The 26,598-nt window shown below is 38.2% G+C and carries 23 protein-coding genes and 1 riboswitch; all 23 genes read left to right on the forward strand.

What is annotated here, in order from left to right:
- The first annotated feature begins 385 nt into the window (after positions 1–385).
- The 23 genes from IEW44_RS14465 (at position 386) to IEW44_RS14575 (ending at position 26,452) form a co-directional block, all read left to right on the forward strand.
- Positions 386–562, forward strand: coding sequence for an NETI motif-containing protein (locus IEW44_RS14465; protein ID WP_188615777.1), 177 nt, complete (start codon positions 386–388; stop codon positions 560–562).
- A 91-nt stretch (positions 563–653) separates the two neighbouring features.
- Positions 654–751, forward strand: a riboswitch (purine riboswitch).
- A gap of 106 nt (positions 752–857) precedes the next feature.
- Complete coding sequence (purE, locus tag IEW44_RS14470) at positions 858–1,346, forward strand: 5-(carboxyamino)imidazole ribonucleotide mutase (RefSeq protein ID WP_188615778.1); 489 nt, start codon at positions 858–860, stop codon at positions 1,344–1,346.
- Entirely contained in the window at positions 1,343–2,467 is a 1,125-nt protein-coding gene (gene purK, locus IEW44_RS14475; RefSeq protein ID WP_188615779.1) for a 5-(carboxyamino)imidazole ribonucleotide synthase, read from the forward strand. Before purE ends, purK begins: the two co-directional genes overlap by 4 nt.
- A 56-nt stretch (positions 2,468–2,523) precedes the next feature.
- Positions 2,524–2,763 carry a phosphoribosylformylglycinamidine synthase subunit PurS gene (gene purS / locus IEW44_RS14480; RefSeq protein WP_188615780.1) on the forward strand — a complete coding sequence of 80 codons (240 nt, stop codon included), beginning with the start codon at positions 2,524–2,526 and terminating at the stop codon, positions 2,761–2,763.
- A 4-nt stretch (positions 2,764–2,767) separates the two neighbouring features.
- Positions 2,768–3,433: a phosphoribosylformylglycinamidine synthase subunit PurQ gene (purQ, locus tag IEW44_RS14485; RefSeq protein WP_188615781.1), complete on the forward strand. Its 666-nt coding sequence runs from the start codon at positions 2,768–2,770 to the stop codon at positions 3,431–3,433.
- Positions 3,433–5,637 carry a phosphoribosylformylglycinamidine synthase subunit PurL gene (gene purL / locus IEW44_RS14490; RefSeq protein WP_188615782.1) on the forward strand — a complete coding sequence of 735 codons (2,205 nt, stop codon included), beginning with the start codon at positions 3,433–3,435 and terminating at the stop codon, positions 5,635–5,637. Before purQ ends, purL begins: the two co-directional genes overlap by 1 nt.
- Positions 5,622–7,049 carry an amidophosphoribosyltransferase gene (purF, locus tag IEW44_RS14495; RefSeq protein ID WP_188615783.1) on the forward strand — a complete coding sequence of 476 codons (1,428 nt, stop codon included), beginning with the start codon at positions 5,622–5,624 and terminating at the stop codon, positions 7,047–7,049. Before purL ends, purF begins: the two co-directional genes overlap by 16 nt.
- Before the next feature lie 14 nt (positions 7,050–7,063).
- A complete protein-coding gene (gene purM / locus IEW44_RS14500; RefSeq protein WP_188615784.1) occupies positions 7,064–8,119 on the forward strand; it encodes a phosphoribosylformylglycinamidine cyclo-ligase in 1,056 nt (351 codons plus the stop codon).
- On the forward strand, positions 8,119–8,685 hold the full coding sequence (gene purN, locus IEW44_RS14505) for a phosphoribosylglycinamide formyltransferase (RefSeq protein WP_188615785.1): 567 nt from the start codon (positions 8,119–8,121) through the stop codon (positions 8,683–8,685). Before purM ends, purN begins: the two co-directional genes overlap by 1 nt.
- A 65-nt stretch (positions 8,686–8,750) precedes the next feature.
- A complete protein-coding gene (purH, locus tag IEW44_RS14510; RefSeq protein WP_188615786.1) occupies positions 8,751–10,286 on the forward strand; it encodes a bifunctional phosphoribosylaminoimidazolecarboxamide formyltransferase/IMP cyclohydrolase in 1,536 nt (511 codons plus the stop codon).
- Between the two features lie 62 nt (positions 10,287–10,348).
- The gene (gene purD / locus IEW44_RS14515; RefSeq protein ID WP_188615787.1) at positions 10,349–11,605 is read left to right on the forward strand and encodes a phosphoribosylamine--glycine ligase; all 1,257 of its coding nucleotides are present in this window, start codon (positions 10,349–10,351) and stop codon (positions 11,603–11,605) included.
- Between the two features lie 371 nt (positions 11,606–11,976).
- On the forward strand, positions 11,977–13,701 hold the full coding sequence (locus tag IEW44_RS14520) for an adenine deaminase C-terminal domain-containing protein (RefSeq protein WP_188615788.1): 1,725 nt from the start codon (positions 11,977–11,979) through the stop codon (positions 13,699–13,701).
- 13 nt (positions 13,702–13,714) lie between these two features.
- The gene (locus IEW44_RS14525) at positions 13,715–14,740 is read left to right on the forward strand and encodes a DUF3048 domain-containing protein (protein ID WP_188615789.1); all 1,026 of its coding nucleotides are present in this window, start codon (positions 13,715–13,717) and stop codon (positions 14,738–14,740) included.
- A gap of 21 nt (positions 14,741–14,761) precedes the next feature.
- Complete coding sequence (locus IEW44_RS14530; RefSeq protein ID WP_188615790.1) at positions 14,762–15,076, forward strand: YerC/YecD family TrpR-related protein; 315 nt, start codon at positions 14,762–14,764, stop codon at positions 15,074–15,076.
- Between the two features lie 170 nt (positions 15,077–15,246).
- On the forward strand, positions 15,247–15,942 hold the full coding sequence (gene pcrB, locus IEW44_RS14535) for a heptaprenylglyceryl phosphate synthase (protein ID WP_188615791.1): 696 nt from the start codon (positions 15,247–15,249) through the stop codon (positions 15,940–15,942).
- A 37-nt stretch (positions 15,943–15,979) separates the two neighbouring features.
- Positions 15,980–18,202 carry a DNA helicase PcrA gene (gene pcrA / locus IEW44_RS14540; RefSeq protein ID WP_188615792.1) on the forward strand — a complete coding sequence of 741 codons (2,223 nt, stop codon included), beginning with the start codon at positions 15,980–15,982 and terminating at the stop codon, positions 18,200–18,202.
- Between the two features lie 12 nt (positions 18,203–18,214).
- A complete protein-coding gene (ligA, locus tag IEW44_RS14545) occupies positions 18,215–20,212 on the forward strand; it encodes an NAD-dependent DNA ligase LigA (RefSeq protein WP_188615793.1) in 1,998 nt (665 codons plus the stop codon).
- Positions 20,213–20,230: 18 nt separating this feature from the next.
- Positions 20,231–21,364: a CamS family sex pheromone protein gene (locus tag IEW44_RS14550; RefSeq protein WP_188615794.1), complete on the forward strand. Its 1,134-nt coding sequence runs from the start codon at positions 20,231–20,233 to the stop codon at positions 21,362–21,364.
- Between the two features lie 169 nt (positions 21,365–21,533).
- The gene (gene gatC / locus IEW44_RS14555) at positions 21,534–21,824 is read left to right on the forward strand and encodes an Asp-tRNA(Asn)/Glu-tRNA(Gln) amidotransferase subunit GatC (RefSeq protein ID WP_188615795.1); all 291 of its coding nucleotides are present in this window, start codon (positions 21,534–21,536) and stop codon (positions 21,822–21,824) included.
- A 21-nt stretch (positions 21,825–21,845) separates the two neighbouring features.
- On the forward strand, positions 21,846–23,309 hold the full coding sequence (gene gatA / locus IEW44_RS14560) for an Asp-tRNA(Asn)/Glu-tRNA(Gln) amidotransferase subunit GatA (protein ID WP_188615796.1): 1,464 nt from the start codon (positions 21,846–21,848) through the stop codon (positions 23,307–23,309).
- Between the two features lies 1 nt (position 23,310).
- Positions 23,311–24,738 carry an Asp-tRNA(Asn)/Glu-tRNA(Gln) amidotransferase subunit GatB gene (gene gatB, locus IEW44_RS14565; RefSeq protein WP_188615797.1) on the forward strand — a complete coding sequence of 476 codons (1,428 nt, stop codon included), beginning with the start codon at positions 23,311–23,313 and terminating at the stop codon, positions 24,736–24,738.
- Between the two features lie 185 nt (positions 24,739–24,923).
- Positions 24,924–25,487: a thioredoxin family protein gene (locus tag IEW44_RS14570; protein ID WP_188615798.1), complete on the forward strand. Its 564-nt coding sequence runs from the start codon at positions 24,924–24,926 to the stop codon at positions 25,485–25,487.
- A gap of 23 nt (positions 25,488–25,510) precedes the next feature.
- Positions 25,511–26,452, forward strand: a complete 942-nt coding sequence (locus IEW44_RS14575; protein WP_188615799.1) for a diacylglycerol kinase — start codon at positions 25,511–25,513, stop codon at positions 26,450–26,452.
- Positions 26,453–26,598 lie beyond the last annotated feature (146 nt).

Below are 26,598 nucleotides of genomic sequence, written 5' to 3' on the forward strand. Positions count from 1 at the left end.
GGTAGTTGGACGTAGGTCCTGCGAGAGTAGAACGTTGCTAGGCACTTGTTAAAACCCCTGTTACGATTTTCGTAACAGGGGTTTTTGATTTGAAGAGATGATTATGACGTCACTTTAGTTTTATTTTTTACAATTGTAGCTACAAGAGCACCTATAATAATAGGTAAGAAAGTGATCTCTGTAAAAAAGTTACCTGCAGAGTCAAAGTTTAAATGAAATCTAAAAAATTTTGAATCTACAAGAGTGCCAAATACGTATAACGTTATAGTAGTCAGAAAAAAAGCAATGGTAGGTTTCAAGATTTTAACCACCTTTCTATAATATAATAAGTATAAGAGATCCGATAAAGAGAAGACAATATAATAAAATTAAGAAGAGGTGTACGATGAACTGGTATGAAGTAAATGAAGGTGAAACAATAGAGGAATGTTTAGTAAGAATGGAGAAAGAAGGTTATGAACCAGTAGCAAGAAAGGAAGAGCCTGTCTTTCACTTAGTAGACGGTCAACCAAAGGTCTTGAAGCAAAAAATCAAATTTAAAGTACGTAAAATCGAAAAATAAAACTATTTTGTTACAAAGACGAACGTTTTATAAAGCTGTAAATAAAATGTTCGTTTAATTCATTGACGATGACACATTCACTTGATAAAATATGAGAAGTAATAGTTAACCCCATATAATCTAAAGAATTGGCTTTGGAGTCTCTACCTAGCACCTTAATGCTAGACTATGCGGGAAATCTTTTGAGTGTTTTATTGATTGTATGAGCCCTCAAGTAATGATTTCCAGTATATGGACTTCATTATTTGAGGGTTTTTAAATTGTATCGTTAATTGTTCAAAGGAGCGAATTATTCATGAAACCGAAGATTGGCGTCATTATGGGCAGTACTAGTGATTGGGAAACAATGAAACATGCTTGTGACGTATTGGATGAGTTGCAAGTACCTTATGAAAAACAAGTTGTTTCAGCTCATCGTACACCAGATTTAATGTTTGAATATGCAGAGAAAGCTAGAGAACGAGGAATTCAAGTAATTATTGCTGGAGCAGGAGGGGCTGCTCATTTACCAGGAATGGTTGCTGCTAAAACGACTTTACCTGTCATTGGCGTTCCTGTGCAATCACGTGCTCTGAATGGTTTAGATTCTTTACTGTCTATTGTACAAATGCCAGGAGGTGTGCCAGTGGCTACGGTTGCTATTGGTAAAGCAGGGGCAACAAACGCTGGATTGCTTGCAGCACAAATTTTAAGTACAACAGATCAAGATATCACAGAGCGCTTAGAACAACGCCGAGAAAAAACAAAGAACCAAGTATTAGAAAGCTCAGGTGACTTATTGTGACGAAAATGATTTATCCAGGGCAAACGATTGGCATTATTGGTGGGGGACAACTAGGTCGAATGATGGCCTTAGCAGCTAAAGAGAGTGGTTTTAAAATCGCTGTATTAGAACCTACTATGGATTCGCCATGTGGTCAAGTTGCAGATATTCGTATTGTTGCGAATTATGATGATGAGACAGCCCTAGAAGAGTTAGCAGAAGTTAGCGATGTTATTACATTTGAATTTGAAAATATTGATTATGAAGGTCTTAAACGATTAACACAAGTGGCATATGTGCCTCAAGGGCCAGAACTTGTGCGCATCACACAAGACCGTATTATAGAAAAAAGAACATTGGTAGATGCAGGTGTTAAAGTAGCGCCTTATATTGAGGCAATGACGTATAACGAGCTAGTAGCAAATATTCATGATGTGGGCTTTCCTTGCGTTGTAAAGACGGCTAGAGGTGGCTATGATGGCAAGGGTCAACAAATTGTAAAAACAGCCTCAGACATGGCTAAAGCAGAAAGCTTATTTGCCCACTCTACTTGTGTCGCTGAAGCGTTTATCCCTTTTGTGAAAGAGATTTCTGTAATCGTACAACGTAACAGTGTAGGAGAGAGTTACTGTTTACCCGTTGGCGAGAATATTCATGTGAATCATATTTTACATGAAACTATCGTACCTGCTCGTGTGACAGAAGGTACGTTAGCGAAAGCAGAACAAGCTGCTATGCAGATTGCTAATGCTATTGACTTAGTAGGTACATTAGCGGTTGAAATGTTTGTATTAGAAGACGGGGATATTTTAATTAATGAGTTAGCACCACGTCCTCATAATTCAGGCCACTATTCTATCGAAGCTTGTAATATATCGCAATTTCATCAACATATTAGAGCGATTTGTGGATGGCCATTAAGAAAACCACAGTTATGGCAATCATCTGTTATGGTAAATGTTTTGGGCCAACATGTAATGCCTTTAAGCAATGAATTGGCGAAATATCCTGAATGGTCTGTGCATTTTTATGGCAAAGCAGAGGCTAAAGAAAATCGTAAAATGGGCCATGTCACAATCATGACAACAAATATCGAAAAAACCTTGCAAGAAGTAGAAGCATCAACAATTTGGACAAAGTAACACCTGCCTAGCGCAGTTAATATAATTCATATCCAATTTCTTAGGAGGAAATTAAAATGACGAAAGTAAATGTATATGTAACACTTCGTGAAAGTGTTGTTGACCCACAAGGAATCGCAGCAAAAGAGGCACTTCACTCAATGGGCCATGACGCAGTGAAAAATGTTCGTATTGGTAAACTAATCGAACTAGAAGTAGAAAGCAATACAGTTGAAGCAGACGTTACAAAAATGTGTGACGAACTATTAATCAACAAAGTTATTGAAGACTACCGCTTTGAAATCGAGGGGGAGTAATACAATGAAATTCGCAATTTTAACATTTCCAGGGACAAGTTGTGAAGTAGATATGCATCATGCATTATCAACAGTAGTTGGTGGTGAATCTGAAATCGTTTGGCATAAAGATGCAGATATTAGCAACTATGATGGGATTATTATTCCTACAGGCGCAACATTTGGTGATTATTTACGTCCAGGTGCATTGGCCAAAAGTACAACGTTAGCTAACCAAGTCGTGGCATTTGCAAAAACAGGTAAACCAGTAATAGGTGTCGGCAGTGGGTTTCATGTGTTAGTAGAGTTAGGTTTGTTACCAGGCGCATTTTTAATGAACCCGTCATTAAAGTTTGAAACGGGTAAAGTGAATGTCAAAGTAAATACAAATACAAAGTTTACATCGCATTATGACGAAAATGTGGTGATTGCTTTACCTTATGCACATCAATTTGGTTCTTATTATATTGATGAAAAAACAGCCCAACAATTACAAGACAATAATCAAGTTGTCTTCACATATACAGATGAGTCATTTAATAGCATAGCTAACATTGCTGGTGTGGTTAACGAGGCAGGAAATGTGTTAGGTGTAATGCCATTACCTGAGCGTGCAGTGGAAGAAATTATCGGTGGTATTGATGGTCTACCATTCTTTGAATCTACTTTGAAAAATTGGAGTGAACAATAATGCTTGAACCAACAGCGCAACAAGTAAAAGACGAAAAATTATATCTACAGTTAGGTATGACAGAAGAGGAATACGACTTAGCAGTGCAAATGCATGGTCGCCTTCCCAACTATACAGAAATCGGCTTATTCTCTGCCATGTGGTCTGAGCATTGTTCATATAAAAGTTCTACACCAGTTTTACGTCGCTTCCCTACAAAGGGTGAACGTGTTTTACAAGGCCCGGGTGAAGGTGCAGGTATTGTAGATATTGGTGATAATCAAGCAGCAGTATTTAAAATGGAGTCACATAACTCACCTTCTGCAATTGAGCCATTTATTGGTGCAGCAACAGGTGCAGGTGGAGTATTGCGTGATGTGTTTTCGATGGGAGCTCGTCCTGTTGCATTAGTTAACTCCTTACGTCTTGGTGATTTAACAGAGCCACGTGACCGCTTCTTATTAAAAGAAGCTGTAGCAGGTATGGCAAGCTACGGTAACATCATTGGTGTACCAACGATTGCAGGTGAGGTACAGTTTGACCAATGCTACTCAAAGCGTCCATTAGTTAATGCAATGGCAGTAGGGTTACTTAACCATGAAGACATGCAAAAAGGATTAGCTTCAGGTGTAGGTAATACTGTATTATATGCAGGTGCTAAAACAGGTCGTGATGGTATTAATGGTGCTACGATGTCTTCAGCAGAAGTAGCAGTAGAAGAAAACAATGAATTACCAGTTATGCAAGCAGGTGACCCTTATTTAGAGAAACTCCTAATGGAAGCTTGTCTAGAATTAGTGCATCACGATGCATTAATCGGTATTCAAGATATGGGCGCAGCAGGTTTAACTTCATCATCAGCAGAGATGGCTGCAAAAGCAGGCTTCGGTGTTGAAATGAACTTAGACTTAATCCCACAACGTGAGGAAGGTATGACACCTTACGAAATGATGTTATCTGAATCACAAGAGCGTATGTTAATCGTTGTGCAAAAAGGCAGTGAAGACGAAATCATCGCAATTTTTGATAAATATGGCATTGAAGCTTGTGCGGTAGGGCATGTAACAGACGATAAATTATTACGCTTACTACACAAAGGTGAAGTAGTAGCAGAGGTATCGGTAGATGCGTTAGCAGAAGATAACCCTGTGTACAACAAGCCTTCACAAGAGCCAGCCTACTTTGCTGAGTTCCAAGCGATGGAAAATAAAGCACCACAAGTAACAGATTATAAAGAAACATTAGTTGCGTTACTTAAACGCCCTACGATTGCTTCTAAGGAATGGATTTATAATCAATTTGATACGCAGGCGCGTGCTAATACAGTAGTCGCACCAGGTTCATCAGCAGGTGTCATTCGTGTAGCAGGTACAAACAAAGGCTTAGCAATGACATCAGATTGTAACTCGCGTTATGTATACCTTGACCCAGAAACAGGCGGTAAAATTGCAGTAGCAGAAGCAGCTCGTAATTTAATTTGTTCCGGCGCAGAGCCAATTGCTGTTACAGACTGCTTAAACTTTGGTAGCCCTGACAAACCTGAAGTGTTTTGGCAACTAGAAAAATCAGCAGACGGTATCTCAGAAGCATGTGTAGCACTGAATGCACCAATTATTAGTGGTAACGTATCGCTATCCAATGAAGTGAATGGTAAACCTATTTACCCAACACCAACATTAGGTATGGTTGGTTTAATCCAAGACTTAAATCATGTTGTAACATCGGATGCAAAACAAGCAGGTGATGTAGTGTATGTAGTAGGTGAAGCACAAACAGAATTTGGCGGTAGTGAGCTTCAACAAATGTTAGAAGGTAAAATTGCAGGTAAAGCGCCAGCATTAGATTTAGCTGTAGAGGCTAAACGTCAACAAGATGTATTGGCTGCAATTCGTAAAGGCTTAGTACAATCAGCTTCTGACGTATCAGAAGGTGGCTTAGCTGTAGCACTTTGTGAAGCTGTATTTGGTAATGAACTTGGTTTAGATGTAACGCTTACAGGTGAAGCAGTAACGGCTTTATTTAGTGAAACACAATCTCGATTTGTACTAACTGTGGCTGAGGAAAATGTACAAGCATTTGAAGCAATCGTAACAGATGCTAAAAAAGTTGGTGTCGTAACAAAGAGTACGATTACAATTAACGGAGAAAATGGTGTACTTATTCAAGGTACTACATCTGAGTTCCGTGATGCTTGGAAAGGGGCTATTGCATGCTTGCTGAAATAAGAGGCCTAAATGAAGAGTGTGGAGTGTTTGGTATTTGGGGAAACCCAAATGCCGCTCACTTAAGCTATTATGGCTTACATGCCCTTCAACATCGTGGTCAAGAAGGTGCAGGTATTGTTGTTTCAGACGGTAAGCATCTTCGCGCTGTAAAGGGCGAGGGGCTTGTTAATGATGTCTTTAATGAAGAGAAGTTACGTTCAATCGTTGGTGACCGAGCAATTGCACATGCACGTTATTCAACAGATGGCGGTGTATCTGGTATTGAAGGGGTACAACCTTTATTATTTCATTCGTCCACAGGTAGCCTATCAATTGCCCAAAATGGTAATATCGTAAATGCGAGCCATTTAAAACAATATTTAGAACGACAAGGTAGTATTTTTCATACAAGCTCTGATGCAGAGGTATTGGCGCACTTAATTAAAAAAAGCACACATTCGCCATTTCGTGCAAAAGTAAAAAATGCTTTAACCTTATTAAAAGGTGCCTACTCACTACTCATTTTAACTAAAGATGAGATGTTAGTGGCACGTGACCCACATGGTTTACGCCCCTTATCATTAGGTCGTTTAGGTGATAGTTACGTTGTGGCATCAGAAACTTGCGCATTTGACCTTATTGGTGCGGAATATATAAGAGAAGTCGAGCCAGGAGAGCTAGTAGTTATTGATAACAATGGTATGACTTCTGAAAAATTTGCAGACGTGACAAAACGTGCAATGTGTACGATGGAGTACGTCTATTTAGCACGTCCAGACTCTAATATTGATGGCATTAATGTGCATATGGCACGCAAACGTATGGGTAAAAGACTAGCTAGAGAATGTGCTCATATTGAAGCAGATGTTGTAACTGGTGTGCCAGATTCTAGTATTTCAGCTGCCATTGGTTTTGCAGAAGAAAGTGGCATCCCCTATGAGTTAGGTTTAATTAAAAACCGATATGTAGGGCGTACATTTATTCAACCTACACAAGAATTAAGAGAACGTGGCGTAAAAATGAAGTTATCGCCTGTAGTGCAAGTAGTAAAAGGAAAGCGTGTGGTTATGGTTGATGATTCAATTGTACGTGGTACTACATCTCGTAGAATTGTAACGATGTTAAAAGAAGCAGGAGCAGCAGAGGTGCATGTTGTGATTAGTTCGCCACCAATGACTGACCCTTGCTATTATGGCATTGATACTTCTACACATGAAGAGCTTATTGCATCAAGTAATACAGTGGAAGAAATTCGTGAAAAAATTGGGGCAGACTCCTTAACTTTTTTATCAGTAGAAGGTACGGTAGACTCTATTGGTCGTGAGTATGAGGATGATAATGGTGGTTTATGTATGGCATGCTTTACAAAAGACTATCCGACAGAGATTTTCCCAGATACGATTTTACCACATGAAAAAGAATTGTTACGTTAAGGAGGCAGTTTTACGTGTCAAAGGCATATGAACAAGCAGGCGTAAATATAGAAGCAGGTTATGAGGCAGTAAAGCGTATGAAATCACATGTAGAACGTACAGCACGTAAAGGAATTATGGGTACGTTTGGTGGATTTGGTGGTATGTTTGACTTATCTCAATTGCATTTAAAAGAACCTGTATTAATTTCAGGCACAGATGGTGTAGGAACAAAATTAAAATTAGCTTTCATGGTTGATAAACACGATACCATTGGCATTGACTGTGTAGCGATGTGTGTCAATGATATCGTAGCCCAAGGTGCAGAGCCTTTATACTTTTTAGACTATGTTGCTTTAGGTAAAGCAGAACCTGCTAAAATTGAGCAAATTGTTAAAGGTGTAGCAGATGGTTGTGTGCAATCAGGTGCTGCGTTAATTGGTGGAGAAACTGCCGAAATGCCAGGGCTATATGAAGAAGATGAATATGATCTAGCTGGTTTTGCTGTTGGTGCTACAGAAAAAGAAAATATTGTAACAGGTGAAAAGATTCAAACAGGAGATGTTTTAATCGGTCTTGCTTCAAGTGGCGTACACTCTAATGGTTATTCACTAGTACGAAAAATTATCTTTGATAATAACGGCTATAAAGTCGACCAAGTTATAGAAGGTTATGAAACATTAGGCCCTATTGGTGAGGCTTTACTAGAGCCAACTAAATTATATGCTAAACCTGTATTAGCTATTTTACGTGAAGTAGATGTACATGGTATGGCTCATATTACAGGTGGCGGTTTTTATGAGAATTTGCCAAGAATGATGCCTGAAGGGTTAACAGTAGAGGTTAATTTAGGTGCATGGCCAGTATTACCGATCTTTGAATTGTTAAAAGATAAAGGCGCGCTTCAAGATAAAGACTTATATAATGTCTTTAATATGGGCATTGGTTTTGTTATTGCGGTGCCAGCAAAAGATGCTGACCAAGTGTTAGCCATTGCGGAACAACATGGTGAAAAAGCATATACCATTGGCCGTGTTGTTGATGGTGAGACAATTGCTTTTATTGGCGAACATGATGGGAGTTTGCAATAATGACAGCCCAAATCGCAATATTTGCTTCAGGTAGTGGAAGCAACTTTCAAGCGTTACATGAAGCAATAAAAGAGGGTCGGTTAGATGCTACTATCGCTGTGGTGATAACAGACCAGCCTAACGCATACGTTGTACAACGCGCTGAAAAAGCTAATATTAAAGTAGTGGCATTATCACCAAAAACGTTTGATACAAAGGAAGCTTATGAAGAGAAAATCGCAGAGGTATTAAAAGCTTTAGGTGTGGAATGGTTGATTTTAGCGGGATATATGCGTTTGATTGGCCCAACATTATTACAGGCTTATCCTAAGCGAATCATTAATATTCATCCGTCCTTACTGCCATCCTTCCCAGGTAAAGATGCTATTGGTCAAGCTTTTCAACATGGTGTAAAAGTAACGGGCGTAACAGTTCATTATGTAGATGAAGGTATGGACACAGGCCCTATTATTGCACAGCAAGCGGTCAACATTATTGAAGGCGATAAAGAAGCAACCGAACTTGCGATTCATCGTGTGGAGCACGAATTATATACAGCAGCATTAAATCGTATTTTTAACATGTAAAACCGGACAATGTGCCGGTTTTTTATTCAAATCACAGAAATGTATTTATAAGGAGGAATAACGACGTGGCGAAACGTGCGTTAATCAGTGTATCAAATAAAGAGGGCGTAGTGGAATTTGCAAGAGAGCTTGTTGCACTAGGTTATGAAGTATTATCAACAGGTGGTACAAATCAATTATTACAAGATAGTGGTGTAGCCGTTACACCAGTAGACCAAGTAACGAATTTCCCAGAAATTTTAGGTGGACGTGTCAAAACATTAAATCCTATGATTCATGGTGGATTATTAGCAAAACATGATGATGCAGATCATGTGGCACAAATGAATGAGCACGGTATTGAGCCTATTCAAGTAGTATGTGTTAATTTATATCCCTTTGTTGAGACAATATCAAAGCCAGAAGTCACAATGGAAGATGCGATTGAGAATATTGACATCGGTGGTCCAGCTATGCTGCGTGCATCAGCTAAAAATCATCAATATGTCACTGTAGTAGTGGATCATAATGACTATGCAACTGTCCTAAGTGAATTACAGGCTGAGGGTACGACAACTTTAGCAACACGTCGCAAATTAGCGGCTAAAGTTTTCCGCCATACAGCAGCGTATGACTCTTATATCTCAAATTATTTAACAGAAGCAACAGGTGATATGTATCCAGAGAATTTAACGGTCACTTATGAATTAAAACAGCACTTACGCTACGGAGAAAATCCTCACCAAAAAGCGGCATTTTATCAAAAGCGTTTAGGTTCTGATTTTTCTTTAGCTGCTGCTCATCAAATCCATGGTAAAGAATTGTCTTATAATAATATTCAAGATGGCAATGCAGCTCTACAAATTGTCAAAGAGTTTGAAATGCCAGCAGCCGTTGCTGTTAAACATATGAACCCTTGTGGTGTAGGGACGGGCATGACAATTGAGGAAGCATTTGATAAAGCTTATGAGGCGGATCCAACTTCTATTTTTGGGGGTATTATAGCCCTTAATCAAGAGGTGGATGTAGCAACTGCACAAAAATTAAGCGAGATCTTTTTAGAGATTATTATTGCGCCTTCCTTCACTGAAGAGGCATTAGCTATTTTAACGAAGAAAAAAAATATTCGTTTATTAACGATTTCATTTGCTCAAGAAAAACAAGATGCATTTAATGTTGTCTCAGTTGAAGGTGGATTATTAGTACAAGAGCCAGATCGTTATGGTTTTGCTGAGGCTGATATTAAAGTAGCTACAGACCGTGAGCCTACAGAAGCAGAATGGGAAGCATTAAAGTTAGGTTGGGCCGTTGTAAAACACGTGAAATCTAATGCAATTGTTGTCTCTGATGCACGTATGACATTAGGCGTTGGTGCTGGTCAAATGAACCGAGTTGGCGCTGCAAAAATTGCTTTTGAACAAGCGGGTGAAAAAGCGCAGGGTGCAACGTTAGCTTCAGATGCCTTCTTCCCAATGAGTGATACCGTAGAGGCAGCTGCAAAAGCAGGGATTACGGCAATCATTCAACCTGGTGGTTCAATTAAAGATCAAGAGTCCATTGACATGGCAAATCAGTATAATATTGCGATGGTATTCACAGGTGTACGTCACTTCAAACATTAATAAGAGATAATTAAGGGGAACGTTCAAACCATTACTATAAAGAATTTGTGGGAGGTTTAATCATGAAAGTACTTGTTATTGGTGGTGGAGGTCGTGAGCATGCAATTGCAAAGCAATTTGCTCAAGCACCTTCAGTGAACCAAGTTTTTGTGGCACCAGGCAATGATGGTATGGCACAAGATGCTACTCTTGTAAATATTGCCGCATCCGATTTTATAACATTAATTCAATTTGCAAAAGAGCATGCAATTGATTTAACTTTTGTGGGTCCTGAACAACCTTTGACAGAAGGTATTGTAGATGCTTTTGAAGAAGCAGGATTACGTATTTTTGGACCAAATAAAAAAGCGGCACAATTAGAAGGCAGTAAATCTTTTGCAAAAGATATTATGAAGAAATATCATATTCCAACAGCAGCCTATGAAACTTTTACAGAGGTAGCTCAGGCTGTTGCGTATATTAAACAGCAAGGTGCACCTATTGTAATTAAAGCAGATGGTTTAGCCGCTGGTAAAGGTGTTATTGTAGCCATGACAGAAGAGGAAGCAATAGCAGCTGTAGAAGACATGATTGGCAACCAACGTTTTGGTGACTCCTCATCACGTGTTGTCATTGAAGAATTTTTAGACGGAGAAGAATTTTCATTTATGTCATTTGTACATAAAGGACAAATTTATCCTATGGTAATTGCTCAAGATCACAAGCGTGCTTATGATGGTGATACTGGTCCTAACACAGGAGGTATGGGAGCTTATTCCCCAGTGCCACAAATTTCACAAGCTGTAATAGACGAAGCCTATCGCACAGTTGTAGAACCAACTGTACAAGCAATGGAAGACGAAAATACTTCATTTACAGGTATTTTATATGCAGGGCTTATTTTAACAAAGCAGGGGCCTAAAGTGATTGAGTTCAATGCACGATTTGGCGACCCTGAAACACAAGTGGTACTGCCACGAATGACTTCCGATTTTGGGGCCTTTATGATGGCTTTAATGAATGAGGAGCCATTTGATCTGACTTGGTCAGAGGAGGCGATGTTAGGTGTTGTAATTGCCTCAGAAGGCTATCCTAACACTGTAGAGAACGGTAAAGTTTTACCAGACTTAACATCCCTATCTCAAGAGTATGCAGTTTACCATGCAGGCACGAAACAAGTTAACGGACAATTTGTTGGGAATGGTGGACGTGTGTTACTAGTGGCCGCTAAAGCAAAAGACTTAAAAACGGCTCAAGAAAAAGTTTATCAAGGTATTGCACAACATACATGGGACAACTTCTTCTATCGCAAAGATATTGGTTGGCGAACATTCCAATAAGAGATAAAAAAGTAAAGACAAGGTCGTTTTGACTTTGATCTTTACTTTTTTCTTATTATTTTATGAAAAAAATATGACAATTGTTTATATCGTGACACAACATGTAAGTTTATAACGTATAGTTTATTGAACATAAAGCAATCAGGGTATAGAATGACATACCATGAAATATAATCATCAATGAGAAAATAAAAAATTGTTTAATAGTACAATATTTGCTCGATAATGTATAGAATATAGTTATAAGAGCTTGAAGTAATTTAACACTTTAATACTTTGTATTGTGAAAGCGTTGTGCTACGATAGAGGTGAGCTATTTCATTCATCGTAGTAAGAGCGAATCGCTACAAAGTTAGTGAGGAGGAATAGGCATGGTAGCACCTGCTTGGAAAATTGAACAAATACGTAAACAAGTTGGTGTAGTGGATGGCAAGATAGCACCTACACTTGTGTTGAAAAATGCACGCTATTTACATAGTGTCTTAAAAACATGGTTAGAGGGTAACATATGGGTGCATGAAGACCGTATTGTCTATATTGGTGATAAAATGCCTACAGATCTACAAGCGGTTGAAATTGTAGATTGTGCGGGTAAAACAATTGTACCAGGTTATATCGAACCGCATGTACACCCATTTCAGGTTTATGGTCCAGCTAATTTTGCAATGTTTGCAGCACAAACGGGTACAACAACATTTTTATCCGATAATTTACCCTTTTTCTTAGGGTTGAAAAATGAAGAATCATTTGCCATTTTAGATCGTTTAAAAGCACTGCCATTTTCATTTTATTGGTGGACTAGATTTGATTCACAAACAGAGCTAATCAATGAAGAAGAAGTTTTTTCGAGTACACGTCTTATTGATTGGTTATCTCGAGATGATGTGTTACTTGGCGGTGAATTAACAGGCTGGACACGTCTCGTACGTGGTGATGATAATATGTTGGCACGCATTCAAATGGCTAAACGCATGCATAAAAAAATTGAAGCGCATTTACCAGGCAGTTCGTCACGGACATTAGCACGGATGAAACTATTTGGTGCAGATGGTGATCATGAGTCAATGACAGCAGATGAAGTGGAAGCGCGTTTATTACAAGGTTATGGTGTGACATTGCGTTACTCTTCGATCCGACCTGATTTACCTGTTTTATTGCGTGGCATAATAGAAAAAAACTTACCTGTTTTTGACCATTTAATGATGACAACAGACGGTTCAACTCCTGCTTTTTATGAAGAAGGAATTATGGATGCGTGTATTAAAATTGCCTTAGATGAAGGTGTCACACCAATTGATGCTTATGCAATGGCCTCCTATAATATTGCTCGTTACTATGATATGACAAATTTACATGGCCTTATTGCTATTGGACGTTATGCAACGTTAAATATTTTAACAGATGAGTTTTCGCCAACTCCTGAAAGCGTTTTATCTAAAGGTGTTTGGTTAAAACGAGACAACGAGCAAACATACGATTGTAACTTTGCTTATCAAGAATTTGGTGAAATGAATTTGTCTTTTAATTTAACAACGGATGACTTTCAATTTTCTACACCAGTAGGTATTGATATGGTGAATGATGTAATTACCAAGCCGTATCGTGTACAAATTGCGACAGACCAAGACTTATCCTTAACACATGATGAGAGTTATTTGATTTTACTGAGCAGAGATGGTAAATGGCGTGTAAATACAGTGTTAAAAGGCTTTGCCAATAAAGTTAAAGGCTTTGCATCTTCCTATTCCAATACAGGTGATATTATTATCATTGGTAAAACAATAAAGGACATGATGCATGCATTTAATGAACTCAAACGTATTAAAGGTGGCTATGTACTCGTTGAAAACAATAAAGTGATTGCATCATTAGCATTAGATGTAGATGGCTCGTTTTCAACAGTATCCGTTACAGAAATTATTGCATCAGAAAAAATATTAAAAGAAGCGTTGGCAGCACGTGGTTATAATAAAGGAGATGCTATCTATTCCTTATTGTTCCTTATGTCCATACATTTACCTTATGTGCGTGTAACACAGAAGGGGATTTATGATGTGATGAAGGATAAAGTTTTATTACCAGCTGTCATGAGATGAGGAGCGTTTCGCGTTGACTAAGAGAAAAATAGTAGCAACGCTCGCATTAGGAGCAGCTTTGCTAGTCACAGGTTGTGCCAATAATGATACAGAGCAACAACCAACAAAAAAGGTAACACAGAAAGTACAGCAAAAAGAAGCGCAAACACCTTTCACAGGGGAGATGAAACAAATCTCGTCAATGCGCCCAATACTTGCTACGATTAATAATCAAGTTGAGGCAAGGCCACAAACTGGTCTGGCTTCAGCAGATATGATTTATGAAATGTTAGCAGAGGGCAATACGACTAGGCTACTTGCTTTGTTTCAAAGTGAAATGCCAACAGAAGTAGGGCCAATACGTAGCGCAAGAAAGTATTTTATTGACATTGCCAAAGGTTACGACGCTTTTTATATCGCTCATGGCTATAGTCCTGAGGCTAAACAATTGTTAGGGGCAAATGTGGTAGATAATATTAATGGTATGGACCATGATGGCACATTATTTAGACGCTCTAGTGAAAGAGTAGCACCACATAATTCTTATATTAGTGAAGCATCTATTACGGAAGCTGCAGATTTAACAAACACCAGTCTAGAAATGTCTACAACGAGCCCTTATCGTTTTTATAAAAAAGATGAAGCAATAAAAGAAGGCATCTCTGTTGAAAACTTTGCGCTAAATTTTAATGGCGGTGTGCCATTTAATAGCAGCTTTACCTATAATCATGAGGATTCGAATTATATTCGTTCTTCTAATGGATATGACACGACAGATTTATTAACAAATAAACCTGTAGAAATTCATAATATTATTATTATCGAAGCACCACATCAATCGATAGATGAAAAAGATCGCCAAGCGATTGATTTATTAATCGGTGGTAATGCACGCATTTATCAAAATGGTGAGATGAGAGAGGTAAAGTGGCAGTCTAAAGGTGGATTGCCAATCCCTGTTGAAGAAAATGGGGACGTTGTGAAATTAGTGCCAGGTAAGACGTGGATTGACATTATTCCAACAGTACCTGGCATGACAAATACAGTAACGAATTATTAAAGCTTAATGGAGGAATAAAGCATGCAAATCGAAAAAATTAGAGGGCATCAAACAGACCAATTATTTAAGGCGGTACTTGAATTAAAGGACTTGGAAGAATGCTATGAATTTTTTGATGATTTATGTACAATTAGCGAGATTCAATCATTAGCACAGCGATTTGAAGTGGCACATTTATTGCGATTAAAGAAAACATACGAGACAATAAAAAAAGAGACAGGTGCTTCTACCGCAACAATCTCTCGCGTGCGTCGCTGCTTTGACTACGGTAATGACACATATGATAAAATGCTTGGTCGTCTCTATCCAGACGAAAAACCATTTCAAGCGAAATAACAAATAGTAATATATGGTTGGAAAGAGTGAAAACAATAATTTAGCGAAAGATGTATAGCTACGATTTCTGTAGTGACGAAAGAACATCTGAAACTAGGTTTTGTCCTTCACTCTTTTTTATGTTTAACTTGAAATATGCATGTTTATTATATAAAAGAAGGGTGACAATAATGGAGTTTGATTATAAAAAATGGCGTCATGTATTTAAATTAGATCCTGCAAAAGAAATTACGGAGGAGGCACTGGAGAAAATTTGTGAATCAGGTACAGATGCTATTCTAGTTGGAGGCTCTGACAATATTACACTTGATAACGTATTAGAGCTTTTAGTTCGTATACGTCGCTATGCCGTACCTACTACACTGGAGATCTCCACATTGGAATCGATCACACCAGGGTTTGATTCTTACGGAATTCCTACCATTTTGAATAGCGATAATCCGATGTGGTTTAAAAATTTACATCATGCAGCGATTAAAGAACATGGTGATATTATGATATGGGATGAATTAATAGCAGAAGGTTATTGCGTTTTAAATCCTAATTGTAAAGTAGCTCAATTAACAGAGGCTAATACAGATTTAGATATTGAAGATGTGAGAGCTTATGCCCGTATGGCAGAACATTTTTTAACGTTGCCTATTTTTTATTTAGAGTATAGTGGCATGTATGGTGATGTGGATATCGTGCGTGCTGCCAAAGAAGTATTAAACCATACACAGCTATTTTACGGTGGTGGCATTACTACTGCAGAACAAGCTGAAGAGATGGCACAAGTAGCAGATACTATAGTTGTAGGAAATGTCATTTACGATAACATAGAAAAGGCGCTTGCAACCGTACAAGCTGTAAAAAATACGATATAATGAGAACAAACGTTTGAAGAAAGAGGTGTTGCCCAATATGGAACGTATTGTAGAAAATTTATTAAAAGGAATGAATAAGGAGCAACGAGAGGCAGTTGTCACGACAGAAGGACCTTTACTTATTATGGCAGGTGCAGGTTCTGGCAAGACGAGAGTATTAACCCATCGAATTGCGTATTTAATGGTTGAAAAACAAGTATATCCTTCAAAAATACTGGCGATTACCTTTACTAATAAAGCGGCACGCGAGATGCGTGAACGTATTGATAATATATTAGGTGAAGGTACTACAGCTAGTATGTGGGTTTCGACCTTCCACTCCATGTGTGTGAGAATTTTGCGTCGTCATATTGATCAATTAGGGTTATCAAAAAGTTTTACAATTTTAGATGCTGCGGATCAATTGACAGCTGTAAAAAACGTTTTAAAACAGCAAAATATTGATACAAAGCGTTATGAGCCACGCAGTTTATTACATGCCATTAGTGCCGCTAAAAATGAATGTATAACAGTAGATACATTTCGACAAAACAGTAATCCAAACAATCCTTATGAAAAGGTAGTAGCCGATGTGTATGAAGGTTATACAAAGTTGTTACGTCAAAACGAATCACTCGACTTTGATGACTTAATTATGCTTACTATTGAATTATTTGAAAAAAATGAAGATATTTTATCAGAATATCATAATCGTTTCCATTACATCCATGTGGATGAGTATCAAGATACGAACCATTCACAATATCGACTTGTGCAATTATTGGCACAACGCTTTAAAAATATATGTGTAGTAGGGGATTCGGATCAATCTATTTATCGTTGGCGTGGTGCTGATATTACAAATATTTTATCTTTCGAGAAAGATTATCCTAATGCGAAAGTTATTTTACTAGAGCAAAACTATCGTTCTACGCAAAACATTTTACAAGCAGCGAATGATGTAATTCAAAACAATGCGTCCCGCTATCCGAAAGCGTTACGGACAGATAACCATAAAGGTGAAGCTATTACGTATTATGAAGCAAATAATGAACAAGAAGAATCCAGATTCATTATAGAAACGATACAAAACCTTATTCAAAACGAAGGTTATGCCTACCGTGATTTTGCTGTTTTGTATCGCACAAATGCGCAATCTCGTGTAGTTGAGGAGATGCTTGTGAAGTCAAATATGAGTTATCAAATCGTAGGTGGCACTAAGTTCTATGACCGTAAAGAAATTAAAGATTTACTCGCTTACTTGCGTTTAATTGCTAACCCTGCGGACGATTTATCGTTAGCACGTATTATCAATGAGCCTAAACGTAGCATTGGCGCCACAACTTTTGAAAAACTAGCTCAATATGCATTTTCACAAGGACGACCAATCTTTGATGCGATGAATGAGACATTATTTATGGGCTTAACACCAAGAGCGGCTAATGCTATTGACCAATTCCACGTAATGATGACTACATTAATGCAAAAGCAAGAAACATTATCTTTAACTGCACTAGTAGAAGAAATAGTAAAAGTGACAGGTTATAAGGAAATGTTAGAAAATGAAAAAACGATTGAAGCTGAAAGTCGTTTAGAAAATATTAATGAGTTCTTAACAGTAACACAAGCCTTTGAAAAGCGTAGTGACGATCAATCATTAATCGCCTTTTTAACTGACTTAGCTTTAGTTTCTGATATTGATAATGTCGAAGATGAGGAACGTGGGAACATTATTTTGATGACAATGCATGCGGCTAAAGGGTTAGAGTTCCCTGTAGTCTTTATTGTTGGCATGGAGGAGAAAATATTCCCGCATTCACGTGCCTACGGTGATGATGATGAGTTAGAGGAAGAACGTCGTTTAGCTTATGTTGGCATCACAAGAGCAGAGCAGCGACTATATTTAACGAGTGCAAAATCCCGTACCATTTTTGGGCGTAGTAATTATAATCCACCATCACGCTTTATTGCGGAAATCTCAGAGGACTTAATTGAACATCATGCTAAACCAGCCTTACGTAGCACTTACCAAAAACCACAGAACAACAAGCCTTACCAACAACAGCATACAGCAACGATTAGAAAGAGTGCTCGCTACGTAGCAAGTGGTGGTGAGCAACACGAGTGGCGTATTGGCGATAAAGCTAGTCATAAAAAATGGGGTGTTGGTACAATTGTGAGTGTCAAAGGTAGCGGTGATGAGATGGAGTTAGACATTGCTTTTCCTAATGAAGGCATTAAGCGCTTAATTGCTAAATTTGCACCAATCGAAAAGGCATAGGAGGAACATAAGATGAATGAAATAGAGGCGCGTATTAAAAAACTCAATCAATTATTACATGAATATGGTCATGCTTATTATGTATTAGACCAACCAGTCGTGGCAGATGGTGTGTATGATCAGCTCATGCAAGAGCTTATAGCGTTAGAACAAGCTAATCCATCCCTCATTTATCCAGACTCACCTACTCAACGTGTAGGTGGTCAAGTATTGGAACGCTTTATTAAAGTAACCCATGACACACCTATGTTAAGTTTATCGAATGCCTTTAATGAAATAGATTTACAAGAGTTTGATCGTAAAATCCGAGAGCAAATTGGTGATAAATTTTCTTATGTATGTGAACTTAAAATTGATGGATTAGCCATCTCATTAAAATATGAGAATGGATTATTTGTAAGAGGGGCAACACGTGGCGATGGCACAGTAGGTGAGGAAATCACAGAAAACTTACGCACGATTCATAGTATCCCTTTACGTTTAAAAGATGCTATTTCTATTGAAGTACGTGGCGAAGCTTATATGCCTAAAAAATCTTTTGAAGCATTGAATGAGATGCGTCGTAAAAATGAAGAAGATGTATTTGCCAATCCTCGTAATGCAGCAGCAGGCTCATTGCGTCAACTAGACCCTAAAATTGCAGCAAAGCGCCATTTAGCTACTTTTATTTATGCGATTGGTGGCGATGGTGAGAGTTATGGCATTGATTCACATAGTGAGATGCTTGCCTATTTAACAAAGCAAGGGTTTGCAATCAACCCAACCTACAAAAAATGCGCAACAATAGAAGAGGTTTGGAGCTTTGTCGAAGAGTGGACAGCAAAGCGTAATGACTTAGCTTATGAAATTGATGGTATTGTAATAAAGGTAGACCGTTATGCACAACAAGAAGAACTTGGTTACACAGCTAAAAGTCCACGATGGGCGATTGCTTATAAGTTTCCAGCGGAAGAAGTGTCAACGACATTACTTGATATTGATTTAACGGTGGGAAGAACCGGAGTTGTGACACCAACAGCTATTTTAGAACCTGTACAAGTGGCAGGCACTACTGTACAGCGTGCTTCTTTGCACAATGAAGATTTAATTAAAGAGAAGGACATACGTATCGGTGACCGTGTTATTATTCGTAAAGCAGGCGATATTATACCACAAGTAGTGGATGTGATTTTAGCAGAGCGTAAAGAGGACAGTATCCCTTATGAAATGCCAGAAAATTGCCCCGTATGTGATACTCAACTTGTGCGTATTGAAGGCGAAGTAGCTTTACGTTGTGTGAACCCTAGTTGTTTTGCGCAAGTGGCAGAGAGTATTAAACACTTTGTATCACGCAATGCGATGAACATTGACGGTTTAGGTGAAAAGGTAGTTGAACAACTTTTAAAAGCCTCCCTCATTACCAATGTAAGTGATTTATACGAATTAAAACGAGAGCAGTTACTTGAGTTAGAACGTTTTGGTGAGCGCTCTGCTGAAAAATTAGTGACAGCTATTGAAGCTTCAAAAGATAATTCTTTGGAAAAACTATTAGTTGGTCTTGGTATTCGTCATATTGGGGAGAAGGCAGCACAAATTATTGCAGCTGAGTTTGGTAGTATGGCACGTGTTATGGAGGCGACGGAAGAAGAATTAACAGCGATTTTTGAAATTGGCGATAAAATGGCTACTTCTCTTGTGCAATATTTTACTAATGAAGGTGCACAGAAAGTTATCGAACATTTACAGACAGTTGGCGTCAATATGACATATAAAGGTCGCCCAACAACACAAATTATTGAATCAGATAGTTTGTTCGCTGGTAAAACGATTGTATTAACAGGAAAATTAACGCAATTGACACGCAGTGAAGCAAAGGCGAAAATAGAAGCATTAGGAGGCACTGTTACTGGCAGTGTGAGTAAGAAAACAGATTTAGTAATTGTAGGAGAAGATGCGGGGTCTAAATTAACAAAAGCTGAGCAACTTGGCATTGCTGTTTGGACAGAGCAACAATTTCTTGAGCAATTATAGTAAAGGAGTAATTCATAAATGAAATGGACACGTTTCATACCTGTTTTAGCTACAGCAGTAGTATTATCAGCATGTACACCAGCAGCGAAGCCAGAAACAGACGTTGTACAAGAAGATGAAAAGAAAGTAGAAAAAACAACCGTTCCTGTAATGCAAGTGAGCGATGAGTATTACAAAGCATTACTGCCCGTTAAAGAGAGCGCTAGTCGGGGTTTAATTGTCTCTAATGTGTTTACAAAGTATGACATTAAAGAAGCAGAAAGCGGTTTAATGCGTGTGTCACAAAATGAGTTTTCGACTAAAGATTTCTTCATTCAAGAAGGGCAATTTTTAGATAAAGAAACCGTAGGCAATTGGTTAGCGAGAAGTAACCAAGCAGAAGGCGGATTAAATCCATCAGATGAAGGGCTATCACCAGAACAACGAGCAACAGAGGCACCTATTTATTTAGCGCATATTATTGAACAAAACTATTTAAAGCGTACAGACGATGATAAAGTGACACTTGGTGGAGTCACGATTGGTTTAGCTTTAAATTCTATCTACTATTACCAGAAAGAACAATATGGTGAATATTACGAAGAAGCGATCCCAATGGGTGTGTTAGAACAAGAAGGTAAGAAAATTGCTGATGAAGTGTATAAAAGACTACGTGAGCGTGAAGAATTAAAAAATGTGCCAATCGTAGTAGGTTTGTATAAACAGAAAGCACGTAATGATGTTGTACCAGGTACGTACTTTGCTTACAGTGTAGGTAAAAGTGGTGCTGACCAATTAGGTGAGTGGTCTAGTATTGATGAAGAATACGTACTTTTCCCGACAAGTGACGTTACGGATAAATATCGTGCCATCAATACAAGTTTTCAAAACTTTAAACAAAACATTGATAAGTTCTTCTCAAATACAACAAATGTAATTGGGCGTGGCTTTTATCAAGGCGATACCTTAAAGAAACTAAGTATCGAGTTGCCTATTCAGTTTTATGGTGAAACAGAAACAATCGGTTTTACACAATACATTGCAGGTGAGATTTTTAAAAACTTCCCAGCAGATGTGTTGATTGAGGTTAATATTAATTCGATTGATGGAATTGAAGCAATTATTGTACGAGAGCCTAATGAAAAAGAACCGACTGTCCATATGTTAAATTAAGAGCGAAGTAACTTGTTAAGCTAAGACTTAACAAGTTACTTTTTTGTTTACAAATAATTTGTTACACTAGTTGAGGAAAGTTTCGGTGTTTTTTCAGTAGTAGTATGATTTTTATAAGGAAAAATGGTATTATAATAGGCATGGTTACTCGAATTCGGAGGTGTGAAAATTGACAAAATTAACAATGGAAGAAGTAAAACACGTTGCTACTTTAGCACGTTTAGCAATCACAGATGAAGAGGCTGAAAAATTCACAGCGCAACTTGGGCGTATTACAGAATATGTGGAGCAGTTAAATGAACTTGATACAACAGGTGTAGAACCAACGACACATGTATTACCATTAGTGAATGTAATGCGTAAAGATGAGGCAGCCCAAGGTTTACCACGTGAAAAGATGATGTTAAACGTAAAAGAACAAGAAAATGGACAAGTTAAAGTTCCAGCAATTATGGACTAATCTAAAGGAGGCAACAAGCTCATGACGTTATTTGAACGTTCAGCACAAGAACTGCAAGCGGCTATACATAGTGGCGAGCTAACAATTGTAGAATTAACTAAAGAAGCTTTTGCACGCATTGAAAAAGTGGATGCAGATGTTAAAGCTTTCTTAACGCTAAATAAAGAAGCAGCATTAAAACAAGCTGAAGAAATGGATCAAGTACCAATGAACGAACGCGGGCCGCTATTTGGTCTGCCGATCGGTATTAAAGATAACATTGTAACAGAAGGCTTGGAAACAACTTGTGCTTCTAAAATGTTAGAAGGTTTCCTACCAATCTATGATGCGACGGTTATGGATAAGTTAAAAGAAGCAGGTATGATTACCATTGGTAAAATCAATATGGATGAGTTTGCGATGGGTTCTTCTAATGAAAACTCGGCATTCAAAACAGTAACTAACCCTTGGCATGCAGCGCACGTACCAGGTGGTTCTTCAGGTGGCTCTGCAGCAGCAGTAGCAGCGGGTGAAGTACCATTCACACTAGGTTCAGATACAGGTGGTTCGATTCGTCAACCAGCGGCTTATTGTGGTGTAGTAGGTATGAAACCAACATATGGTCGCGTGTCACGCTCAGGTTTAGTTGCATTTGCATCGTCTTTAGACCAAATCGGTACGATTACAAATAATGTGGCAGATAACGCAGCATTATTACAAGCGATTGCAGGTCTAGATGCAAAAGACTCTACTTCAGCAGACGTAGCCGTACCTGATTATACAAAAGCATTAACAGGTGATGTTAAAGGATTACGAGTGGCAGTGCCTAAAGAATTTTTAGGTGAAGGCGTTGGCTCTGCAGCTCGCAAATCTGTGGAAGAAGCTATTGAAGTGTTAAAATCATTAGGTGCAACAGTCGAAGAAGTATCATTACCACATTCTAAATATGCACTAGCTGCCTACTATATTTTATCTTCATCAGAAGCTTCATCAAACCTTTCACGTTTCGATGGGATTCGTTATGGTTACCGCACAGAAAATGCGAAAAATTTACTTGAGCTTTATACAAAATCACGTGCAGAAGGATTTGGAGATGAAGTGAAATTACGTATTATGTTAGGTACGTATTCCCTATCAGCAGGTTCATATGATGCGTATTATAAAAAAGCACAACAAGTGCGTACATTAATTAAACAAGACTACGACAAAGTATTTGAAAACTTTGATGTGATTGTAGGGCCAACAACACCAACACCAGCATTTAAAATTGGTGAAAATGTAGATGACCCATTAACGATGTATGCGAATGATATTTTAACAATTCCGATTAACTTAGCGGGTGTACCTGCTATTTCAATTCCATGTGGATTTGAAAATGGACTGCCTTTAGGATTACAAATTATTGCTAAGCACTTTGATGAAGAAACGATTTATCGTACAGCGTATGCATTTGAACAAGCTACAGCATTCCATAAACAAAAGCCACAAATGTGGGAGGGCAATTAACATGAACTTTGAAACAGTCATTGGTTTAGAAGTACACGTTGAGCTAAAAACAAACTCAAAAATCTTCTCTCCAGCACCTGCCCATTTCGGTGCGGAGCCAAATACTAATACAACCGTTATTGATTTAGGTTACCCAGGTGTTTTACCTGTGTTAAATGAAGAGGTTGTTAACTATGCTATGCGTGCAGCATTAGCGTTAAACATGGAAATCGAGCAAGAGACAAAATTTGACCGTAAGAACTACTTCTATCCAGATAATCCAAAAGCATATCAAATCTCGCAATTTGATAAACCAATTGGTAAAAATGGATGGATTGATATTGAGGTAAACGGTGAAACAAAACGCATCGGTATTACTCGTCTTCATATGGAAGAAGATGCGGGTAAATTAACTCATGCGGATGGTTACTCATTAGTGGACTTTAACCGTCAAGGTACACCGCTTGTAGAGATTGTATCAGAGCCAGATATTCGTACAGCAGATGAAGCATATGCTTACTTGGAAAAATTAAAGTCTATCATTCAATACACAGGTGTGTCTGACGTGCGTATGGAAGAAGGCTCACTACGCTGTGATGCTAACATCTCCATTCGTCCTTATGGCCAAGATGAGTTTGGTACAAAGACGGAATTAAAAAACTTAAACTCTTTCAACTTTGTTCGTAAAGGGATTGAGTTTGAAGAGAAACGTCAAGCGGAAGTATTAACAAGCGGTGGTGAGATTGAGCAAGAGACACGCCGTTATGATGAAAAAACAGGCAAAACATTATTAATGCGTATTAAAGAAGGTGCGGATGATTACCGTTACTTCCCAGAGCCAGACTTGGTACATTTATCTATTAGTGATGAATGGTTAGAAGAAGTGCGCGCTTCTATACCTGAATTACCAGATGCACGTAAATCGCGTTATGTGAGTGAACTTGGCTTAACAGAATATGACGCAGGTGTGCTTGTAATCTCTAAAGATATGGCTGACTTCTTTGAAGCGATGATTGCAGAAAAAGCAGATGCAAAACTAGCGGCTAACTGGTTGATGGGTGAAGTATCAGCCTACTTAAATGCTGAGCAAAAAGAATTAAAAGATACAGCATTAACACCTCAAAACCTTGCAGGTATGGTGAAATTAATTGCAGATGGTACGATTTCATCTAAAATTGGTAAAAAAGTATTTGCAGAATTAGTGAAAAATGGTGGCAATCCTGAAGAAATCGTTAAAGCAAAAGGTTTAGTACAAATTTCTGACCCAGCTGCTTTATTAAAAGTAGTCACAGAGGTGCTAGATCATAACCCACAATCTATTGAAGACTTTAAAAATGGACGTGATCGTGCTATTGGCTTCTTAGTAGGGCAAATTATGAAAGCAACAAAAGGGCAAGCAAACCCACCAATGGTTAACAAATTATTGCAAGAAGAAATAGCGAAACGCTAATTATAACTCAGAAAGATGGCTTACTAGCTTCATGTAGTAGCCATCTTTTTTATGGTGAAATTTACTTTACATTGTCAAAGTAATATAATGTGAAAATAACCGCATCGTATAAATGACAAAGGCTTACAGTTGTATTAAATACGCATTCATAGCAAAATATAAATAACAATAAGGAGGAATGAACGATGAAAACTGAACAACAATATTATGATGAAGCCATTACAATTGCTGATTACATGGAGCACATGACAGAATTAAAAGAAGAGAGTCAAACCATTTATCATAAATTTGAATTACCAACTGAGGATAACTTCTTAACAACATTGAGCAACCAAAATTGGCATATTCTCGTTATTACTGAAGACTGGTGTGGAGATGCGATGTTAAATAATGCAATTATCCGTAAAGTGGCAGAGGCAACAAATACGCCAATGCGTGCTGTTATGCGAGATGCCGATACCGATTTAATTGACCGTTATTTAACAAATGGTGGTCGTGCCATTCCAATATATTTACTACTCAATGCCTCAGGTGAAGTTGTGACAACGTGGGGGCCACGTGCACCAGAATTACAGCAAGAGGTGGTAGCTAAACGTGCACAACTACCAGCACAAGACGCACCCAACTTTAAAGAAGCACAAATGGCATTATATACAGCAATTCGTGATGAGAACGTAGTCTCGCCACAAAAATGGCAGTATGTATATGATGACTTTAAACATGTAGTAGAAAAAGCATTTACAAAGTGAGTAAATGTTAGGGAGAGACTAGGATGAAACGAGCAAGAATTATTTATAACCCCACTTCAGGTCGTGAAGCCTTTAAAAAACACTTACCTGAAGTTTTAGCACGTTTAGAGCAAGCAGGATATGAAACATCATGTCATGCTACAACGTGTGCAGGTGATGCTACAGAAGCAGCAAAAGCAGCTGTAAAGCGTGACTTTGATATGATCGTAGCAGTAGGTGGCGATGGTACACTCAATGAAGTGGTTTCGGGTGTTAGTATTTTTGAGAAGCGTCCAAAAGTAGGCTTGATTCCTATGGGTACAACAAATGATTTTGCGCGCGCTGTACATATTCCGCGTACAATTGATGAAGCACTAGATATTATTATTAAAGGTGACACCATGCCTGTAGATGTGGGTGTTATGAACGATGACCGTTACTTTATTAATATTGCAGCTGGTGGACGAATTACAGAATTAACGTATGAAGTACCAAGTAAAATGAAAACGGTATTGGGGCCTTTAGCTTATTATATTAAAGGTATTGAAATGATGCCAACAGCTATTAAAGCTACACCAATGCGCATTGAATACGATGAAAACGTATTTGAAGGCGAGGTTATGATGTTTTTATGTGGCTTAACAAATTCAGTAGGTGGTTTTGAAAAATTAGCACCTGATGCGATTTTAAATGATGGTAAATTTACTTTAATCATTTTGAAAAAATGCGGCATTACAGACTTTGTTAAGTTAGCTTCCATGGCGTTACGAGGTGTGCATTTAAATGATGATCGTGTCATTTATGAAAAAGCGAGCCGTGTATCCATTACTACAACAGGCGAAGTCCATTTAAATCTGGACGGAGAGTATGGTGGCGATGCACCTGCAACATTGCAAAATTTAAAACAACATATTGAAATGTTTGTACCCATTGATAAGATGTTAGAAGTTGAAATTGAAAACATGACAACTAGCGAGGAAGCATAAGCGAGTAGTGAAGATAACATGGTCAAAAGAGACCTCTAAGAGATAACAGGTTGTGCTTGAAAAACATCATACAACAGATGCAAAGCAAAAAGGTGATAAAGGGAATGTAATATTCCTTTTATCACCTTTTTATACGTTAGAGTCTA

It is taken from the genome of Lysinibacillus alkalisoli (assembly GCF_014643595.1).
Classification (GTDB): domain Bacteria; phylum Bacillota; class Bacilli; order Bacillales_A; family Planococcaceae; genus Metalysinibacillus; species Metalysinibacillus alkalisoli.

Excerpts from the sequence above, each read along its gene's own strand:
- purQ (WP_188615781.1), top strand. The coding sequence starts at position 2,768 with ATGAAATTCGCAATTTTAACATTTCCAGGGACAAGTTGTGAAGTAGAT.
- purF (WP_188615783.1), top strand. The coding sequence starts at position 5,622 with ATGCTTGCTGAAATAAGAGGCCTAAATGAAGAGTGTGGAGTGTTTGGT.
- purE (WP_188615778.1), top strand. The coding sequence starts at position 858 with ATGAAACCGAAGATTGGCGTCATTATGGGCAGTACTAGTGATTGGGAA.
- gatA (WP_188615796.1), top strand. The coding sequence starts at position 21,846 with ATGACGTTATTTGAACGTTCAGCACAAGAACTGCAAGCGGCTATACAT.
- purN (WP_188615785.1), top strand. The coding sequence starts at position 8,119 with ATGACAGCCCAAATCGCAATATTTGCTTCAGGTAGTGGAAGCAACTTT.
- IEW44_RS14530 (WP_188615790.1), top strand. The coding sequence starts at position 14,762 with ATGCAAATCGAAAAAATTAGAGGGCATCAAACAGACCAATTATTTAAG.
- IEW44_RS14465 (WP_188615777.1), top strand. The coding sequence starts at position 386 with ATGAACTGGTATGAAGTAAATGAAGGTGAAACAATAGAGGAATGTTTA.
- IEW44_RS14520 (WP_188615788.1), top strand. The coding sequence starts at position 11,977 with ATGGTAGCACCTGCTTGGAAAATTGAACAAATACGTAAACAAGTTGGT.
- ligA (WP_188615793.1), top strand. The coding sequence starts at position 18,215 with ATGAATGAAATAGAGGCGCGTATTAAAAAACTCAATCAATTATTACAT.
- gatB (WP_188615797.1), top strand. The coding sequence starts at position 23,311 with ATGAACTTTGAAACAGTCATTGGTTTAGAAGTACACGTTGAGCTAAAA.
- purS (WP_188615780.1), top strand. The coding sequence starts at position 2,524 with ATGACGAAAGTAAATGTATATGTAACACTTCGTGAAAGTGTTGTTGAC.
- IEW44_RS14570 (WP_188615798.1), top strand. The coding sequence starts at position 24,924 with ATGAAAACTGAACAACAATATTATGATGAAGCCATTACAATTGCTGAT.
- purD (WP_188615787.1), top strand. The coding sequence starts at position 10,349 with ATGAAAGTACTTGTTATTGGTGGTGGAGGTCGTGAGCATGCAATTGCA.
- purL (WP_188615782.1), top strand. The coding sequence starts at position 3,433 with ATGCTTGAACCAACAGCGCAACAAGTAAAAGACGAAAAATTATATCTA.
- IEW44_RS14575 (WP_188615799.1), top strand. The coding sequence starts at position 25,511 with ATGAAACGAGCAAGAATTATTTATAACCCCACTTCAGGTCGTGAAGCC.
- pcrB (WP_188615791.1), top strand. The coding sequence starts at position 15,247 with ATGGAGTTTGATTATAAAAAATGGCGTCATGTATTTAAATTAGATCCT.
- IEW44_RS14550 (WP_188615794.1), top strand. The coding sequence starts at position 20,231 with ATGAAATGGACACGTTTCATACCTGTTTTAGCTACAGCAGTAGTATTA.
- pcrA (WP_188615792.1), top strand. The coding sequence starts at position 15,980 with ATGGAACGTATTGTAGAAAATTTATTAAAAGGAATGAATAAGGAGCAA.